Annotated in this window: 12 protein-coding genes; 6 read left to right on the plus strand and 6 right to left on the minus strand. The window is 64.0% G+C overall.

The window, feature by feature from the left end:
- Nucleotides 1-6: 6 nt before the first annotated feature.
- From D618_RS0108635 to lepB, 5 genes are read right to left on the minus strand one after another with little or no spacing between them, the layout of a single operon-like run.
- Nucleotides 7-1,647: a serine protease gene (locus tag D618_RS0108635; RefSeq protein ID WP_193746701.1), complete on the minus strand. Its 1,641-nt coding sequence runs from the start codon at nucleotides 1,645-1,647 to the stop codon at nucleotides 7-9.
- A complete protein-coding gene (locus D618_RS0108640; protein WP_017671110.1) occupies nucleotides 1,622-3,787 on the minus strand; it encodes a primosomal protein N' in 2,166 nt (721 codons plus the stop codon). The genes D618_RS0108635 and D618_RS0108640 overlap by 26 nt, the downstream gene beginning before the upstream one ends.
- A gap of 46 nt (nucleotides 3,788-3,833) precedes the next feature.
- Nucleotides 3,834-4,742, minus strand: coding sequence for a GTPase Era (era, locus tag D618_RS0108645; RefSeq protein ID WP_017671111.1), 909 nt, complete (start codon nucleotides 4,740-4,742; stop codon nucleotides 3,834-3,836).
- The gene (gene rnc / locus D618_RS0108650) at nucleotides 4,739-5,413 is read right to left on the minus strand and encodes a ribonuclease III (RefSeq protein ID WP_017671112.1); all 675 of its coding nucleotides are present in this window, start codon (nucleotides 5,411-5,413) and stop codon (nucleotides 4,739-4,741) included. The genes era and rnc overlap by 4 nt, the downstream gene beginning before the upstream one ends.
- Nucleotides 5,410-6,222 (minus strand): signal peptidase I, encoded by an 813-nt coding sequence (gene lepB, locus D618_RS0108655; RefSeq protein ID WP_017671113.1) that lies wholly within the window; start codon nucleotides 6,220-6,222, stop codon nucleotides 5,410-5,412. Before lepB ends, rnc begins: the two co-directional genes overlap by 4 nt.
- A gap of 124 nt (nucleotides 6,223-6,346) precedes the next feature.
- Here lepB and pgi point away from each other — a divergent pair, with 124 nt between their 5' ends.
- Nucleotides 6,347-7,864 carry a glucose-6-phosphate isomerase gene (gene pgi / locus D618_RS0108660; protein ID WP_017671114.1) on the plus strand — a complete coding sequence of 506 codons (1,518 nt, stop codon included), beginning with the start codon at nucleotides 6,347-6,349 and terminating at the stop codon, nucleotides 7,862-7,864.
- A gap of 25 nt (nucleotides 7,865-7,889) precedes the next feature.
- Complete coding sequence (gor, locus tag D618_RS0108665) at nucleotides 7,890-9,236, plus strand: glutathione-disulfide reductase (protein ID WP_017671115.1); 1,347 nt, start codon at nucleotides 7,890-7,892, stop codon at nucleotides 9,234-9,236.
- A gap of 21 nt (nucleotides 9,237-9,257) precedes the next feature.
- Here gor and D618_RS0108670 read toward each other — a convergent pair whose 3' ends face one another.
- On the minus strand, nucleotides 9,258-10,664 hold the full coding sequence (locus D618_RS0108670; protein ID WP_017671116.1) for a helix-turn-helix transcriptional regulator: 1,407 nt from the start codon (nucleotides 10,662-10,664) through the stop codon (nucleotides 9,258-9,260).
- Nucleotides 10,665-10,780: 116 nt separating this feature from the next.
- Here D618_RS0108670 and D618_RS0108675 point away from each other — a divergent pair, with 116 nt between their 5' ends.
- From D618_RS0108675 to scpA, 4 genes are all read left to right on the plus strand, one after another.
- Entirely contained in the window at nucleotides 10,781-12,307 is a 1,527-nt protein-coding gene (locus D618_RS0108675) for an acyl-CoA carboxylase subunit beta (RefSeq protein ID WP_017671117.1), read from the plus strand.
- A gap of 131 nt (nucleotides 12,308-12,438) precedes the next feature.
- The gene (gene mce, locus D618_RS0108680; protein ID WP_017671118.1) at nucleotides 12,439-12,882 is read left to right on the plus strand and encodes a methylmalonyl-CoA epimerase; all 444 of its coding nucleotides are present in this window, start codon (nucleotides 12,439-12,441) and stop codon (nucleotides 12,880-12,882) included.
- 177 nt (nucleotides 12,883-13,059) lie between these two features.
- The gene (locus D618_RS0108685; RefSeq protein WP_017671119.1) at nucleotides 13,060-13,842 is read left to right on the plus strand and encodes an enoyl-CoA hydratase-related protein; all 783 of its coding nucleotides are present in this window, start codon (nucleotides 13,060-13,062) and stop codon (nucleotides 13,840-13,842) included.
- Nucleotides 13,843-13,865: 23 nt separating this feature from the next.
- Nucleotides 13,866-16,004 carry a methylmalonyl-CoA mutase gene (gene scpA, locus D618_RS0108690; RefSeq protein WP_017671120.1) on the plus strand — a complete coding sequence of 713 codons (2,139 nt, stop codon included), beginning with the start codon at nucleotides 13,866-13,868 and terminating at the stop codon, nucleotides 16,002-16,004.
- Nucleotides 16,005-16,100: the final 96 nt, after the last annotated feature.

Here is a 16,100-nt window from a genome sequence, read left to right on the forward strand (position 1 = left end):
ACCGCGCTATTGCCCGGTTCCGGTCCTGGCCTTCGCCTTGGCGGTGCAGCTATAGGTCAAAACCTCGTTCGGCTGCGCTGGCAGCGCCTGGCGCAGTGCCTTTTGCATATCCTCCAGATCGGCCATCATTGCAGGGTCGGTGGTGCAGCTCTTGTTCGAATAGCGCGCGCGTATCTTGCGGGCGTTATCCATGGCCGCCAGCCCCAGCTGGAAATTCTCGGTGCGAAATTCGCGCGTTTCGGGGTTGAACTGGTTGATCGCCACGAGCTGATCCTCGTTGCGCACGAACACGCGGGTCCAGCCGTCTGCATCTTGCCCGTATTGCGTGCGGTCATTGACACACCCGCTTGGCGTCCAGTCGATGTCGACAGAGGGCGGCGTGGACGAGATGATCTTGCTGCGTTCGGGCACGATGCGGCACTCGAACATGCCGGCACTCGCCCCGGCAAGCGCGTCCTTCTGGCCCAGCTCCGCCTTGACGGCTGCGAGCGCGATGTCCTCTGCCTGATCGAAGCCGGGACGCAGCGCGAAGCCCAAGGCAGAGGTCAGCACCAGCGCCGCCGTGACGCCTCCGGCAATCTTGCGCCGGTCCATATCGCCGCGATCGTGCAGCACCCAGGTCGCTCCTGCACCCAGTCCCGCCAGCACTAGCATGACCGCGGCAAAGGCGACATGGTTCTCGCGCGCAGCGATGACAGCGTATTCGGCATCGCGCAGGGCCCGCTCTTCGATGTCGCGCTGGTCTGCCCTGGCGGACTGTTGCCGCTCGCGTGCATCGACCGCTGCCTCGGCAGCGCGGGTGCGTTCCTCAGCCGACAGGTCGGCGACAGAGCGGCAGGGCGAATCGGCGAGTTGATACTGGACCTTGGCCGATCGCAGGAAGGTGAACAGCTCGCGGTTGGAGACGGCAAAGCCATATTCGGCATCATTGCCATCGGAGAGCGATCCGAAGCTGTTCACGCCAGCGACGCGGCCGCACAGATCGACCAGCGGGCCGCCGCTGTTGCCCTTGGCCAGCGCAGCGGTGTGCAGGATCGTGTCGAAATCGCGTGTCGTCCGCCCGCCGGATATGACCCCCGGTGTCTTGACCGGGGCCATCGGAGCCACCGTTTCGCGCGCATCGAGCCCCTGCGCGCGGTCTACCGCAGCCGGATAACCGATTGCCATCACCGACGCGCCATCGTCCAGCGGTGTCGCCAGCAGCGCCACGCTGGGCAGGCGGCCCTTTTCCAGCTGGATCAGCGCCAGATCATTGCGCACTGATATTGCTGTCAGCTTGCCACCATAAGTGGTGGTGCCTTCCGACGGGATGATGCCGATGCGGATGCTGGCATCCTCGCGCATTGGGGCGACCAGGTGTGCGTTGGTGATGATCTTGTCAGGCGCGACGGCAAAGCCGCTGCCATGGCCGACGTAGAATGTCTCGCCGTCTTCCTCTGCGACCAGCACGACGCGGACCACGGAACGGCTGGCCGCTTGAATGTCGTTGGGGTCGGCGGAAAGTGGGGTGGCCACCACTGTGGCGAGCATGGCGAGGGCGAGGGCGATCAGGCGCATCGGGTTCATGTCGGCCATCTCATAGTCGCTGGTGACCGAGCGTCCAGCGGGAAACGAACGGCGGTCACACAAAGCTGTACGGATCGACATCCACCGCCAGTCGCACGCCCGGCGGCCAGCGCAGCGGTTGCAGCCATTCGCGGATGATCCGCTGCATTTCCACGTTGCGCCGGGCATGGACGAGCAGGCGGAAGCGGTGCCGTCCGCGCAGCAGGGAGAGCGGGGCAGGGGCTGGGCCATAGACCGCAAAGCCATCGAGCTCCGGCGCGGTGGCACCGGCCTGGCGCGCTGCATCGCGCGCCTCGTCATGGTCCTCTGACGAGATGATGATCGCCGCCAGCCGCCCGAATGGGGGGACGTTGGCATCGCGCCGCGCCTGGGTTTCGGCGGTGTAGAACGCCTCGCGGTCGCCCTGGACCAGAGCATCGATCACTGGTGCGTCGGGGTGACGGGTCTGGATGAACACCTCGCCGGGCTTGGCCGCTCGCCCGGCGCGACCTGCAACCTGCGCGATCTGCTGGAACGTGCGCTCGCCCGCGCGCAGATCGCCGCCCTCCAGCCCGATATCGGCATCGATGACGCCAACAAGCGTCAGTTCGGGGAAGTGATAGCCCTTGGTGACCAATTGCGTGCCGATGATGACGTCGATCGCATGCGCTTCCACGGCAGCCACGAACTCCGCCGCCTTTTCCGGCGACCAGATCGTGTCCGATGTCACGATGGCGCGCCTGGCTTGCGGGAACAGGGCAGCGACCTCATCGGCGATGCGTTCGACGCCGGGGCCGCAAGCGACCAGGCAATCGCTTTCACCGCATTCGGGGCAGGCGCTGGGCGAGGGTTCGGCATGGCCGCAATGATGGCAGGCCAGGCGGCCCGTCAGCCGGTGATCGACCATCCAGGCGCTGCAATTGGGGCATTTGAACCGGTGCCCGCAGTTGCGGCATAAGGTCAGCGGCGCATAGCCGCGCCGATTGAGGAACAGCAGCGATTGCTCGCCCTTGTCGAGCCGTTCCTGCATCGCAGCCAGCAAAGGCGGCGCGATCCACTGCCCGCGCGGGGGAGGGTTTTCGGTGAGGTCGATCAGCGCAATGCTCGGCAGCTGCGCACCGCCATAGCGGTGGGTGAGCACCAGCGCTTCGTAGCGACCCGCCTCGGCCATGACGCGGCTTTCCAGCGCGGGCGTGGCGCTCGACAGCACCACCGGGCAACTATCGAACCGTCCGCGCATCACCGCGACATCGCGGGCGTTGTAGCGAACGCCATCTTCCTGCTTGAAGCTGGTCTCGTGCGCCTCGTCGACGATGATGACGCCCAGGTTGGCATAGGGCAGGAACAGGGCGGAGCGTGCGCCGACGATGATGCGGGCATCGCCGTTGATGATCGCGTTCCACGCCCGCCGCCGCTCGGTCTGTTTCAGGCCGGAGTGCCAAGGCACCGGCGCTGCACCGAAGCGCGCCTCAATGCGGGTGAGGAACGGCTGGGTCAGCGCAATCTCAGGCAGCAGCAGCAGCGTCTGCTTGCCTTGCCGCAAGGCCTCTGCGACGGCCTCGAAATACACCTCGGTCTTGCCCGAACCGGTCACGCCGTCGAGCAGGAACGGCATGGGCTCGCTGCCGCGCACCGCCTGCGCAATGCGATCTGCAGCGGCCTGCTGTTCATCGTTGAGCGCGGGCGTGATGAACGCGGGGTCGGGGCGCGGATAGGGGCGATCGACGGGAACCGCGATTGCTTCGAACGCGCCTGCCTGCACCAGCGAGCGGATCACGCCTTCGGACACCCCGGCCAGCGCGGCCAGTTCGCGCACCGTCGCCTGCGCATCGCCGAGCGTGTCATAGGCGATCTGGCGCTGCGGCGTCATGCGGGGAGGGGGCGTGCCGTTCAGCCGGTATTCGGTGATCGCCTTGCCCGGTCCCAGCAGCGACCCGCTGGGCAGCGCCATGCGCGCAACGGCTGCGGGGCTGGCGAGGTAATAATCCGCCGTCCATTCGATCAGACGGCGCAGCGCTGCAGACAATGGCGGGATATCATATCTTGCCGCCACCGGGCGCAACCGGCTGGCCTCGATGTCCTCGGCACCAAAACCGTCGGTTTCCCAAACAATCCCATCGATGCGGCGCGGGCCCAGCGGCACCTGAACCACCGACCCTGCAGGCAGGTCCATCCCTGCAGACACGCTGTAGTCCAGCGGGCCGATGGCGGAATTGAACAGGAGGACGCGCACGCGATTCATCGTGCCTTATCCCATAGGGAGTGCGAGGGCGTGCGTACAGGCGGCGTTACTTCACCCAGCCCAGCCCGATGGTCTCATAGATTTCGCGGTCCTCGTCCCAGCCTTCCTGCACCTTCACATGCAGGAACAGGTGGACATTGACACCCAGCACCTTGGACAGCTCCGCGCGGGCCTTTTCGCCGATTTCCTTGATCCGCGCGCCGCCCTTGCCCAGCACGATGGCACGCTGCGTGTCGCGGGCGACCAGGATCTGCTGATGCACCTCGACCGACCCATCCTTGCGGGTGATATACTGTTCGGGCACCACCGCGCTGGCATAGGGCAGTTCGGCGTGGAGCTGGTTGAACAGCTGTTCGCGGGTGATTTCGGTGGCCAGAAGCCGTTCGCTGGCATCGGACACCTGATCTTCCGGGAAATGCCATGCGCCTTCGGGCATTGCTGCCGCCAGCCAGGTCTTGAGTTCCGCCACGCCATCGCCGGTCAGCGCGCTGACGAAGAACACCTCGTCGAAGCCGCCCGCCGCATGCAGATGCTGCGCCTGTACCAGCAGCTTGTCCTTTGCGGCGATATCGACCTTGTTCAGCACCAGGATCTTGCGCTCGGGCCGCATCGCAACCTGCTCGATCAGCCGCTCGAGACGCTCCGACCGCTTCGCCTTGGCATCGACCACCAGAGCGATGACATCGGCCCCGTCCGATCCTTCCCAGGCGGCGCTGACCATCGCGCGGTCGAACCGGCGATCGGGATCGAAGATGCCGGGCGTGTCGACCAGCATGATCTGCGTCTTGCCCGCCAGCGCGATGCCCAGCAGCTTGGTGCGCGTCGTCTGCGCCTTGGGGCTGGTGATCGCGACCTTCTGCCCCACCAGATGGTTGACCAATGTCGATTTGCCGGCATTGGGCGCGCCCAATACGGCCACCAGGCCGCAGCGCGAGGGGGTGTTGTCTTCGCTCATCGTCCATGCTCCGCGAGAAATTGTTTTGCCGCCAGCGTCTCCGCCTCCTGCTTGCTGGTGCCGGTCGCCTCGGCGCTGCCGAGTCCCTTGACCTCTACCCGTACATTGAACCTCAGATCGTGGTCCGGCCCGGACTTGCCGAGCAGCGTATAGACCGGGGTCTTGCGATTGCGCGCCGCCGCCCATTCCTGCAACTCGGATTTCGGATGACGCGGCGCTTCGCTGATCGCGCCGATGCGATCGGCCCAATGGCGCTCGATAAACGCCCGTGATGCCTCAATCCCGCCATCGATGTACAGCGCGCCGATCAAAGCCTCGACGACATCGCCCAGAATGTTGGTGCTGCCCGCGCCGCCATCGTCACGCGCCTGCTTGCCCAGCCGCATCAAGGGACCCAGGTTGCAGGCGCGCGCAATCTCGGCACAGCTTTCGCGCGAGACCAGCCGGTTGAGAAACGCCGACATCTGACCTTCTGCTGCCTTGGGGAAGCGGGTGTAGAGCAGATCGGCCACGACCATGCCCAGCACCCGGTCGCCCAGAAACTCGAGCCGCTGGTAATCAGGGGTGATGCCGGTGCTGCCGTGGGTCAGTGCCTGCACGAACAGCGCTGCGTCGCGCGGCTGATGATCGATGATGGGCAGCAGCGCCGACAGATTGATGTCCGGGTTCAAAACCCTTCCCCGATGCGGTCCCACCGCGCGGCGGTGAACCAGGTCCATGGCAGCAACCAGTTGGCGGACCCGTCGGTGGAGAACACCGATACCAGCGCCCTGCCGACCAGATATTCCTGCGGAACGATGCCGATTCCCTGGCCTTCGACGGCAGGGAAGCGACTGTCGAGACTGTTGTCGCGGTTGTCGCCCATCAGGAACATATGGCCCTGCGGCACGATGATCGCTTCGGTCGTGTCGCGCGGCGCATCGATCAGGTCGAGCACGAAATAGCTTTTGCCATTGGGCAAAGTCTCGCGGAAGCGGGGATAGCTGCACACCGCGGTGCCATCCTTGGCGGGGATTTCGAAGCTGCGGTCATAGCAGCGCGTGTTGGGGGAAACCGGGATCGTGAAATCGGCAACGCGCTCCTTGCGGATCGGCTCGCCATTGAGCCACACGGTGCCATCGCGCATCTGGATGGTATCGCCGGGCAGGCCGATCACGCGCTTGATATAGTCTGCGCTGGCACTCGGCGGGGCCTTGAACACCACCACATCGCCGCGCTCGGGCTGGCTTGCCATGATCCGCCCGGGGATCAGCGGCAGATTGAACGGCAGGCTGTAGCGCGAATAGCCGTACGACCATTTCGACACCAACAGATAGTCACCGACCACCAACCGGGGCTGCATCGATTCCGATGGAATGTTGAACGGCGAGATGATGAAGCTGCGCAGGATGAAAAAGAATATCGCAAGCTTGACCAGAAATTGCAGAAAATCCGCCGTTTCCGACTTGGGCTTGGGCGTGGTGGCAGCGGTTTCGTTCATCCTACCCCTTTGCTGACCCGCATTTGCGGCGTCAAGTCCTGACGCATTTCGGCAAACCCTCTCGCCAAGCCCAGAGCGGGTCGCTAAACCCCCCACCACGCCCGCTGAGCCCGAAAGGTACACCATGTCCGACAAAGCCGATACCATCTGGCAATCGATTGCAAACGCACCGCGCCACACGCTTTCCAAACTGTTCGCCGAGGATGCGGCGAGGCTTGAACTGCTTTCGACGAGAGTAGCGCTGGCAGGTACCGATATTCTTTTCGATTTTTCCAAGACACACCTTGATGCAGCGCTGCTGGCGCAGTTCGAGCAGCTCGCCGAGGCGATGCATCTCGCGCAGATGCGCGATCAGTTCCTGTCCGGCGCGAAGATCAACTCGAGCGAGGATCGCGCGGCCGAACACACCGCTGAACGCGGCATGGGCGCCGCGGATTCGGTCGAGAGTGCAAACACCTTGCACGCCCGCATGGCCGCATTGGTCGATGCGATCGATCAGGGCGTATTCGGCGAAATCAGGCATGTGCTGCATATCGGCATCGGCGGATCGGCGCTGGGCCCCAAGCTGGTGATCGACGCTTTGTGCCGCGACAGCGACCGCTATGACATCGCCGTCGTCGCCAATGTCGATGGCGAAGCGCTGTCCGAGGCGGTGGCGAAATTCGATCCGACCAAGACTTTGGTCGCCATTGCGTCGAAGACCTTCACCACCACCGAAACGCTGATGAATGCCACCAGCGCCATCGAATGGATGCGTGAGGGCGGGGTCGAGGACCCTTATGGTCAGCTGGTGGCGCTCACCGCCGCACCCGACAAGGCCGCCGAATGGGGCATCGATGAAACCCGCATCCTGCCGTTTTCCGAAACCGTGGGCGGGCGCTATTCGGTCTGGTCGAGCATCGGCTTTCCGGTGGCCATGGCGCTCGGCAACGAAGGCTTCGCCGCGTTCCGCGCTGGCGCTGCTGCGATGGACGCGCATTTTGCCAGCGCGCCTTTCACGCGCAACATGCCGGTACTCGCCGCCTTTGCCGACCTGTATTACGCGCAGGTCCGCGGCTGCCAGACCCGCGCCGTGTTTGCCTATGACGAGCGCATCCGCTTGTTGCCCGATTATCTCCAGCAGCTGGAGATGGAGAGCAACGGCAAGGCGGTGCAGCGCGATGGCACCGCTCTGGGTCGCCCGAGCGCGCCGGTTACCTGGGGCGGGGTGGGCACCGATGCGCAGCATGCGGTGTTCCAGCTATTGCACCAGGGCACGCACCTGATCCCGGTCGAATTCATCGCGGCGCGGCTGGCAGCGCACGAGTTCGACGAGGCACACCACCGGGCCTTGCTCACCAACTGCTTTGCGCAAGGGGCGGCGCTGATGCAGGGCAAGGCCAGCGAAGATCCGCAGCGCAGCTACGCCGGCGATCGCCCGTCGGCCACCATCCTGCTCGACAGCGTCGATCCCGAAAGCCTCGGCGCGCTGATCGCGTTCTACGAACACCGCACGTTCGCCAATGCGATGTTGCTGGGGATCAATCCTTTTGACCAGTTCGGAGTTGAACTGGGCAAGGAAATCGCCAAATCCATGGGCAACCGCCAGTCCGGCGATTTCGACCCGTCCACCGCCGCCCTTATCGAGGCGGCAGGCCTGTAACGGTCGATCCCAGGAGTAAGATTGAATGAGCGAATATGATTATGACCTGTTCGTCATCGGTGCAGGGTCGGGCGGGGTGCGCGCCTCGCGCATTGCATCGTCGTACGGCGCCAAGGTTGCTGTAGCAGAGGAATATCGCGTCGGCGGCACCTGTGTCATCCGTGGCTGCGTGCCCAAGAAGCTGCTGGTCTATGGATCGCACTTTGCCGAGGATCTGGAAGACGCGCAGAACTATGGCTGGACCATCGAAGGCACCAAGTTCAGCTGGCAGGTGCTGCGCGACCGCGTGCTGGCAGATGTTGACCGGTTGAACGAGGCATACAAGAACACGCTCAACAACCATAATGTCACCATCATCGAGGAACGCGCGACGATCATCGCGCCGCACCGCGTCAAGCTTGCCAGCGGGCAGGAGATCAGCGCCAAGTACATCCTGATCGCGGTTGGCGCGCGGCCCTATGTGCCGGAATTCCCTGGCGCCGAACATTGCCTCACCTCGAACGAGATGTTCCACCTCGACGAACTGCCGCGCCGCGCGGTGATCGCGGGCGGCGGCTATATCGCCAACGAGTTCGCCGGCATCCTCAACGGCCTTGGAGCCAAGGTCACGATCGTCAATCGCGGCGACACCATCCTGCGCGGCTATGACGAATCGCTGCGCGACCGCTTGCTGCAGATTTCGATGACCAAGGGCATCGAATTCAAGTTCAAGGCGCCGTTCGAGAAGATCGAGAAGCGCGAGGACGGCACGCTCGATGTGTTCCTGAAGGGGCAGGACCCTATCCATACTGATCTGGTGATGGTCGCGACAGGCCGCGTGCCCAATGTCGAGGGTCTGGGGCTCGAACATGCCGGCATCACCACCGACGATCAGGGTGCGATCCCGGTCGACGAATACAGCAAGACGACCTGCGACAGCATCTACGCAGTGGGTGATGTCACCAACCGCGTGCAGCTGACCCCGGTCGCCATCCGTGAGGGCCAGGCCTTTGCCGATACCGTGTTCGGCGGCACGCCCAAGACGGTGGATTACAACTGCATCCCGACGGCCGTGTTCTCGCAGCCGCCGATCGCATCGGTCGGCCTGACCGAGGGCGAGGCGCGCAACCGCTATGGCAATATCCGCGTGTATTCGTCCGACTTCCGCCCTATGCGCAATGTGTTTGCGCACCGTGCCGAACGTGGGCTGTACAAGATGATCACCGAAGAGCCTTCGGGCAAGATCCTGGGCCTGCACATGATTGGTCCGGATTCGCCTGAAATCCTGCAGGCGGCAGCGATTGCGGTCAAGGCGGGGCTGACCAAGCAGGCGTTCGACGATACCGTCGCGCTCCACCCCAGCATGGCCGAAGAGCTGGTGCTGATGAAGTAAGCGCCGATGCGCGCTTGATCGTTACCCGATCTGGTACGGCACCATGCCGCGCCGGTCGGGATCGATCAGCAACGGGCGATCAGTGGGCGGAAACGCGCGCTGATCGCAATTGTCGCGCGGGCAGGTGCGGCAACTTATCCCGATCGGGGTGATGGCTCCGGCAGAGGCGGTGTCCAGCCCGTCAGCGTATATGAAATGCTTGGCGTGCTCGACCTCGCAGCCCAGGGCTACGGCATAGCGGCGGGGCTTGCGGCCATAGCTTCCCGAGGGCTTGACCAGTCCCTTGGCCATCGAGACATAACGCACGCCGTCGGGTGTTTCGGCCAGCTGCACCAGGATGCGGTCGGGGATCGCGGCGGCCTCATGCACCACCCACAAGGGACACGCCCCGCCGAAGCGCGCGAACTGCAGCCGCGTCGCGCTGTGCCTTTTGGTGATATTGCCCGCCATGTCGACCCTGCAGAAGAACACCGGAAGCCCGCGCGCGCCGGGGCGCTGCAGCGTCGATAGCCGGTGGCAGGCCTGCTCGAAGCTCACCCCGAAGCGGTGGGTGAGCTGGTCGATATCGTGGCGGCATGCCATCGCCGCCTCGCGAAACCGCCTATAGGGCATCATCAGCGCGCCGGCGGCGTAATTGGCCAGACCCACCGAGACGAGCTGCTGCGCCTGCGTGCTGCGCAGGCTGGCATTGGCCACCAGAATGGCGATCGCAAAGCGCATCTCGAGCGCCATCAGCCGGTGCGCGAGCAGGAAGTAGCGCGATTCCGGTGCCAGCCCGTCCGCGAGGGACAGCGTCCGGCTGGCCGCGTCGAACTGGCTCAGCGGCGAGACCGGATCGGCAGCGCGCAGCGACTTGACGGTGATGCCATGGTCGCGCTGCAGGCGGGCGGTCAGGCCCTCGATGCTGAGGCCATCGCCCAGCTCCTCGGCGATCGCTTCTGCGGTGCGGTCGAGCTGGTCGATATAATTGCCAGCCTCGTGAAACCAGTCGCGCACCTCTTCCCAGGGCAGGCGCGCGCTGTGCTGACCTGTCGCCGCGAGGCTGTCATCGAGCATCGCGGCGCGCTCCTGCGCCTGGCGATAGCCCTGGTACAGGTTGGTGACGATATGGCTGAGTTCGGGGTGGCTGTCGCGCAGCCGGGCAAAGCGCACCGGGTCGACCTCGATCCCTGCCAGCACCGGATCATCGAGCAGCGTCTGCCAGTTGACCGAGGGCGCTTCGCCGGGGGTCTCTTCCAGCTCGAACGCGAAATGGCGCGAGAGCGCGGTCAGCACCTGCGGCGTGATCGGCCGCTCGTCATTCTCGATCTGGCTGAGATAGCTGGTCGAGATGCCCAAAGCCTCGGCCATCGCGGCCTGATTGAGCCCCGAGTGGCGGCGGACGGCGCGGACTCTTTGCCCGGCGTAAAGGCGTTTGCGGCGTGACATTGCCTGTCCGCGCCTAGTTTGCAAAGTCGTGCTTTGCAAGTTCGCTATTTAACATTTGCCTGGGGGCGCAAAGGCTGGAAAGGAAGCATCCCGAGTTTCTGAAACAGGATGATGCGATGCAGGCCATATTGGAAGAACTGGAAGTCCGGCGCGGCAAGGCGCAGCTGGGCGGCGGCATCAAGCGGATTGAAGCGCAGCACGCCAAGGGCAAGCTGACCGCGCGCGAGCGGCTCGACGTGCTGCTCGATCCCGGCAGCTTCGAGGAACTCGACATGTATGTCGAGCACAACTGCACCGACTTTGGCATGCAGGACCAGATCATCCCCGGCGATGGCGTGGTCACCGGATCGGGCACGGTCAATGGCCGCCTGGTCTTCGTGTTCAGCCAGGACTTCACCGTGTTCGGCGGATCGCTGTCCGAGCGGCACGCGCAGAAGATCTGCAAGATCATGGACATGGCGCTGAAGGTCGGCGCGCCGGTGATTGGCCTCAACGATTCCGGCGGCGCGCGCATTCAGGAAGGCGTGGCGTCGTTGGGCGGTTATGCCGAGGTGTTCCAGCGTAACGTGCTGGCCTCCGGCGTGGTACCGCAGCTCAGCCTGATCATGGGGCCTTGCGCGGGCGGCGCGGTGTACTCGCCTGCGATGACCGACTTCATCTTCATGGTGAAGGATTCAAGCTACATGTTCGTCACCGGTCCCGATGTGGTCAAGACCGTGACCAACGAGGTGGTGACGCAGGAAGAGCTGGGCGGTGCGGTGACGCACACCGCCAAGTCGGGCGTCGCTGATGTGGCGTTCGACAATGACATCGAGGCCTTGCTCGCCGCGCGCGACCTGATCGATTACCTGCCGCTCTCGAACCGCGAAGACCTGCCCGAACGGCCGACCGCCGACCCGTTCGACCGGATCGAGAACAGCCTCGACACGCTGATTCCGGCCAACCCGAACATGCCGTACGACATGCACGAGCTGATCAAAAAGACGCTCGACGAGGGTGAATTCTTCGAGATCCAGCCGACGCACGCGGGCAACATCATCACCGGCTTCGGCCGCATCGAGGGCCGCACCGTGGGCGTCGTCGCCAACCAGCCGATGGTGCTGGCGGGCTGTCTCGACATCAACTCGTCGAAGAAAGCCGCGCGCTTCGTCCGCTTCTGCGATTGCTTCGACATTCCGATCATCACCTTCGTCGACGTTCCCGGCTTCCTGCCCGGCGTGGCGCAGGAACACAGCGGCATCATCAAGCACGGTGCGAAGCTGCTGTTCGCTTATGCCGAGGCGACGGTCCCCAAGATCACCGTCATCACCCGCAAGGCTTATGGCGGCGCATACGACGTGATGGCCTCAAAGCACCTGCGCGGTGACCTCAACTACGCCTGGCCCACCGCCGAAATCGCGGTGATGGGGGCAAAAGGCGCGGTCGAGATCATCTTCCGCGGCAAGACGCCCGAAGAAATCGCCGAGCGCACCAAGGAATATGAAGCCCGCTTCGCCAACCCGTTCGTCGCGGCGAGCAAGGGCTTTATCGATGAGGTGATCATGCCGCATTCGACCCGGCGACGGATCGCGTTGGGGCTGCGCAAGCTGCGGAACAAGCAGCTGGAGAATCCCTGGAAGAAGCATGACAATATTCCGCTGTGATTGCGGATGATCGGATATTTTCCCGTCACCCTGAACTTGTTTCAGGGCCCATTTCGCCGGATTGAGCCAAAGCGCGAGACGCGAAATAGGTGCTGAAACAAGTTCAGCATGACGGAATTGGAGCAAGCGTGATGAAACTAGGCCGTCTCAACCATATCGGCGTCGCCACGCCTTCGATCGCGGATGCCATCGTGTTCTACCGCGATGTCATGGGCGCGACCAAGATTCATGATCCTTTCGACCTGCCCGAGCAGGGGGTGAAGGTGTGCTTTGTCGATACGCCCGGAGCTGATGGCGCGATGAATGGCACGCAGATCGAACTGATCGAGCCGCTGCCGGGCAATGCCTCGATCGCGGCGTTCCTCGAGAAGAACCCGAACGGCGGGCAGCATCATATGTGCTATGAGGTACCCGATATTCACGCAGCGAAAGCGGAGTTCGAGAGCATCGGCAAGCGTGTGCTGGGTGAGCCCCGCATTGGTGCGCATGGCACGCTGATCTTCTTCGTGCACCCCAAGGATATGGGCGGGGTGCTGACCGAGATCATGGAGACGCCAAAGGGCGAGGAGCACTGATACTTGCTCCTCCCCCCAACGCGGGGGAGGATAGGGAAGGTTGCCGACGTGTCGGCTACCGAACCTTGGAGAGGGGGAGCACCCTCTCCCAGCTTCGACTAGGCGCTTGCAGCGCCAAGTCTGCGCAACCCTCTCCCGTCAAGGGAGAGGGACGAATAACAGGAGAGAGTTGCGACCATGACCTACGAAACCATAAAGCTCGATATCGCCGACCAGATTGCCACCATCACGCTCAACGTGCCCGAGCGGCTCAATGCCTGTTCGCTGCCGATGGCGGGCGAGATCAACGATGCGCTCGATCACCTCGGCGATGCGCGCGCGCTGGTCATCACCGGCGCGGGCAAGGGTTTCTGTTCGGGCGCGGATCTGACCGGCGGGCGTGACAGCTCGATCTCGGGCGGGCAGGGCAGCTACAAGGCGCTGACCCAGCATTACAACCCGATGCTGCTCAAGCTGCACCGGCTGCACATCCCGACGATCAGCGCGGTCAACGGCCCCGCCGCCGGCGTCGGCTGCTCGATCGGCCTTGCGCCCGATTTCGTCGTCGCGAGCGAGAAGGCCTATTTCCTCCAGGCATTCGTCAACATTGGCCTGGTGCCCGATGGCGGCGCGAGCTGGATGCTCACCCGGCTCATCGGTAAGGCGCGCGCGACCGAGATGATGATGCTGGGCGAGAAGATCCCCGCCGCGAAGGCGCACGACTGGGGCATGGTCTACAAGGTCGTCGAGCACGACAGCCTGATGGACGAGGCGATGGCGCTGGCGAAGCGTCTCGCGTCGATGCCCACCGTGGCACTCGGCATCATGCGCAAGAATCTGGTCGAAGCGCTCGAATGCGATTTCCACACTGCGCTCGCACGCGAGGCCGAGGGCCAGCGGATCGCAGGCGACACCAACGATGCACGCGAAGGCGCAATCTCCTTCCTGCAGAAGCGCAAGCCCAACTTCACCGGCAGCTGATCCAAACACACGGGACCGATAGAATGACCGACACACCCAACATCACCGACTGGCAGGCGCTCGCCGAAAAGGAGGTCAAGGGACGCGATCTCACCTGGCAGACGCCAGAGGGGATCGCGGTCAAGCCGCTGTACACGGCGGACGATGTGTCGGTCGATCCCGGCCTGCCGGGCTTTGCGCCGTTCACCCGCGGGGTGCGCGCCAGCATGTATGCGGGCCGCCCCTGGACGATCCGTCAGTACGCCGGCTTCTCCACCGCCGAGGAATCGAACGCCTTCTATCGCCGCAACCTGGCTGCGGGTCAGAAGGGGCTGTCGGTCGCGTTCGATCTGGCCACGCACCGCGGCTATGACAGCGACCACCCGCGTGTCACCGGCGATGTCGGCAAGGCGGGCGTCGCCATCGACAGCGTCGAGGACATGAAGATCCTGTTTGACGGCATCCCGCTCGACAAGATGTCGGTCAGCATGACGATGAACGGCGCGGTGATCCCGATCCTCGCGTTCTTCATCGTTGCGGGCGAGGAGCAGGGCGTTGACCGCAAGCTGCTCGACGGGACCATCCAGAACGACATCCTCAAGGAGTTCATGGTCCGCAACACGTACATCTACCCGCCCGAACCGTCGATGCGGATCATCTCGGACATATTCGGTTACACGTCGCGCGAAATGCCCAAGTTCAACAGCATCTCGATCTCGGGCTATCACATGCAAGAAGCCGGCGCGACGCAGGTGCAGGAGCTCGCCTTCACCATCGCCGATGGCATGGAATATGTGAAATACGGCGTTGCCTCGGGGCTGGACATCGACAAGTTCGCCGGGCGCCTCTCGTTTTTCTTCGCGATCGGCATGAACTTCTTCATGGAAATCGCCAAGCTGCGCGCCGCGCGCGTTCTGTGGCACCGGGTGATGACGCAATTGGGCGCGCAGGACGATCGCTCGAAGATGCTGCGCACCCACTGCCAGACATCGGGCGTGTCGCTGACCGAGCAGGACCCGTACAACAACGTCATCCGCACCACGATCGAGGCAATGGCCGCGATGTTGGGCGGTACGCAATCGCTGCACACCAATGCGCTGGACGAAGCCATCGCATTGCCCACCGATTTCTCCGCACGCATCGCCCGCAACACGCAGATCGTGCTGCAGGAAGAGACCGGGATGACCAAGGTGGTCGATCCGCTGGGGGGCAGCTATTATATCGAGAGCCTGACGCAGGAGCTGGTCGACAAGGCGTGGGAGATCATCGAGCGCGTCGAGAGCGAAGGCGGAATGGCCAAGGCCGTGGCGGCTGGTTGGCCCAAGGCGATGATCGAGGAAGCCGCCGCCGGACGCCAGGCACGCGTCGATCGCGCGGAGGACGTCGTGGTGGGCGTCAACAAGTATCGCCTGCCGAGCGAGGACCAGCTCGAGACGCTCGATGTCGACAACGCGAAGGTTCGTGAAGGCCAGGTCGCACGGATCGCGGCGGTCAAGGCCTCGCGTGATGAGGCTGCGTGCCAGGCCGCGCTCAATGCTTTGCGCGAAGGTGCAAAGGGCGATGGCAATTTGCTCGCGCTCGCGGTCGATGCCGCGCGTGCCCGCGCGACGCTCGGCGAAATCAGCCAGGCGATGGAGGACGTATTCGGGCGCTATGCAACCGTCCCGACCCCGGTCAAGGGCGTGTACAGCGCGCCGTATGTCGATGATGGCCGCTGGGCGCAGGTGGTCGAGGGCGTAAAGGCCGTTGAGCGGCGGTTGGGTCGCAAGCCCAAATTGCTCGTCGCAAAGATGGGGCAGGACGGGCATGATCGCGGAGCGAACGTGATTGCCTCGGCGTTCGGCGACCTCGGCTTCGAGATCGTCTCGGGGCCATTGTTCCAGACGCCCGAGGAGACCGTCGTGCTTGCGCTCGAGAGCAACGTCGATGTTGTCGGCGCATCCTCGCTCGCCGCCGGGCACAAGACGTTGATCCCTTCGCTGATCGCAGGTCTCAAGGATGCCGGGCGCAACGACATCAAGGTGATCGTCGGCGGCGTCATCCCGCCGCAGGATTATGACTTCCTCCGCGATGCCGGGGTGCAAGGCATCTACGGCCCCGGATCGAACGTCGTCGAGTGCGCAGCCGATGTGCTGCGTCTGCTGGGGCATAACATGCCACCAGTTCAGGAAGCTGCAGAGTGATAGCCCCAACCACCCCCACCCGTTTGTCCCGAGCGACGTCGAGGGACCTGCCGCATACGTGTCTCGACTTCGCTCGACACAAACGGAGATTTTGAG

Origin of the sequence: Blastomonas sp. AAP53, assembly GCF_000331245.1 — a bacterium.
Taxonomy (GTDB): domain Bacteria; phylum Pseudomonadota; class Alphaproteobacteria; order Sphingomonadales; family Sphingomonadaceae; genus Blastomonas.

What these genes read in the sequence shown, in the direction of transcription:
- D618_RS0108635 (WP_193746701.1), bottom strand. Translation starts at nt 1,647, where the DNA reads ATGTCGATCCGTACAGCTTTGTGTGACCGCCGTTCGTTTCCCGCTGGA.
- D618_RS0108640 (WP_017671110.1), bottom strand. Translation starts at nt 3,787, where the DNA reads ATGAATCGCGTGCGCGTCCTCCTGTTCAATTCCGCCATCGGCCCGCTG.
- era (WP_017671111.1), bottom strand. Translation starts at nt 4,742, where the DNA reads ATGAGCGAAGACAACACCCCCTCGCGCTGCGGCCTGGTGGCCGTATTG.
- lepB (WP_017671113.1), bottom strand. Translation starts at nt 6,222, where the DNA reads ATGAACGAAACCGCTGCCACCACGCCCAAGCCCAAGTCGGAAACGGCG.
- pgi (WP_017671114.1), top strand. Translation starts at nt 6,347, where the DNA reads ATGTCCGACAAAGCCGATACCATCTGGCAATCGATTGCAAACGCACCG.
- gor (WP_017671115.1), top strand. Translation starts at nt 7,890, where the DNA reads ATGAGCGAATATGATTATGACCTGTTCGTCATCGGTGCAGGGTCGGGC.
- D618_RS0108670 (WP_017671116.1), bottom strand. Translation starts at nt 10,664, where the DNA reads ATGTCACGCCGCAAACGCCTTTACGCCGGGCAAAGAGTCCGCGCCGTC.
- D618_RS0108675 (WP_017671117.1), top strand. Translation starts at nt 10,781, where the DNA reads ATGCAGGCCATATTGGAAGAACTGGAAGTCCGGCGCGGCAAGGCGCAG.
- mce (WP_017671118.1), top strand. Translation starts at nt 12,439, where the DNA reads ATGAAACTAGGCCGTCTCAACCATATCGGCGTCGCCACGCCTTCGATC.
- D618_RS0108685 (WP_017671119.1), top strand. Translation starts at nt 13,060, where the DNA reads ATGACCTACGAAACCATAAAGCTCGATATCGCCGACCAGATTGCCACC.
- scpA (WP_017671120.1), top strand. Translation starts at nt 13,866, where the DNA reads ATGACCGACACACCCAACATCACCGACTGGCAGGCGCTCGCCGAAAAG.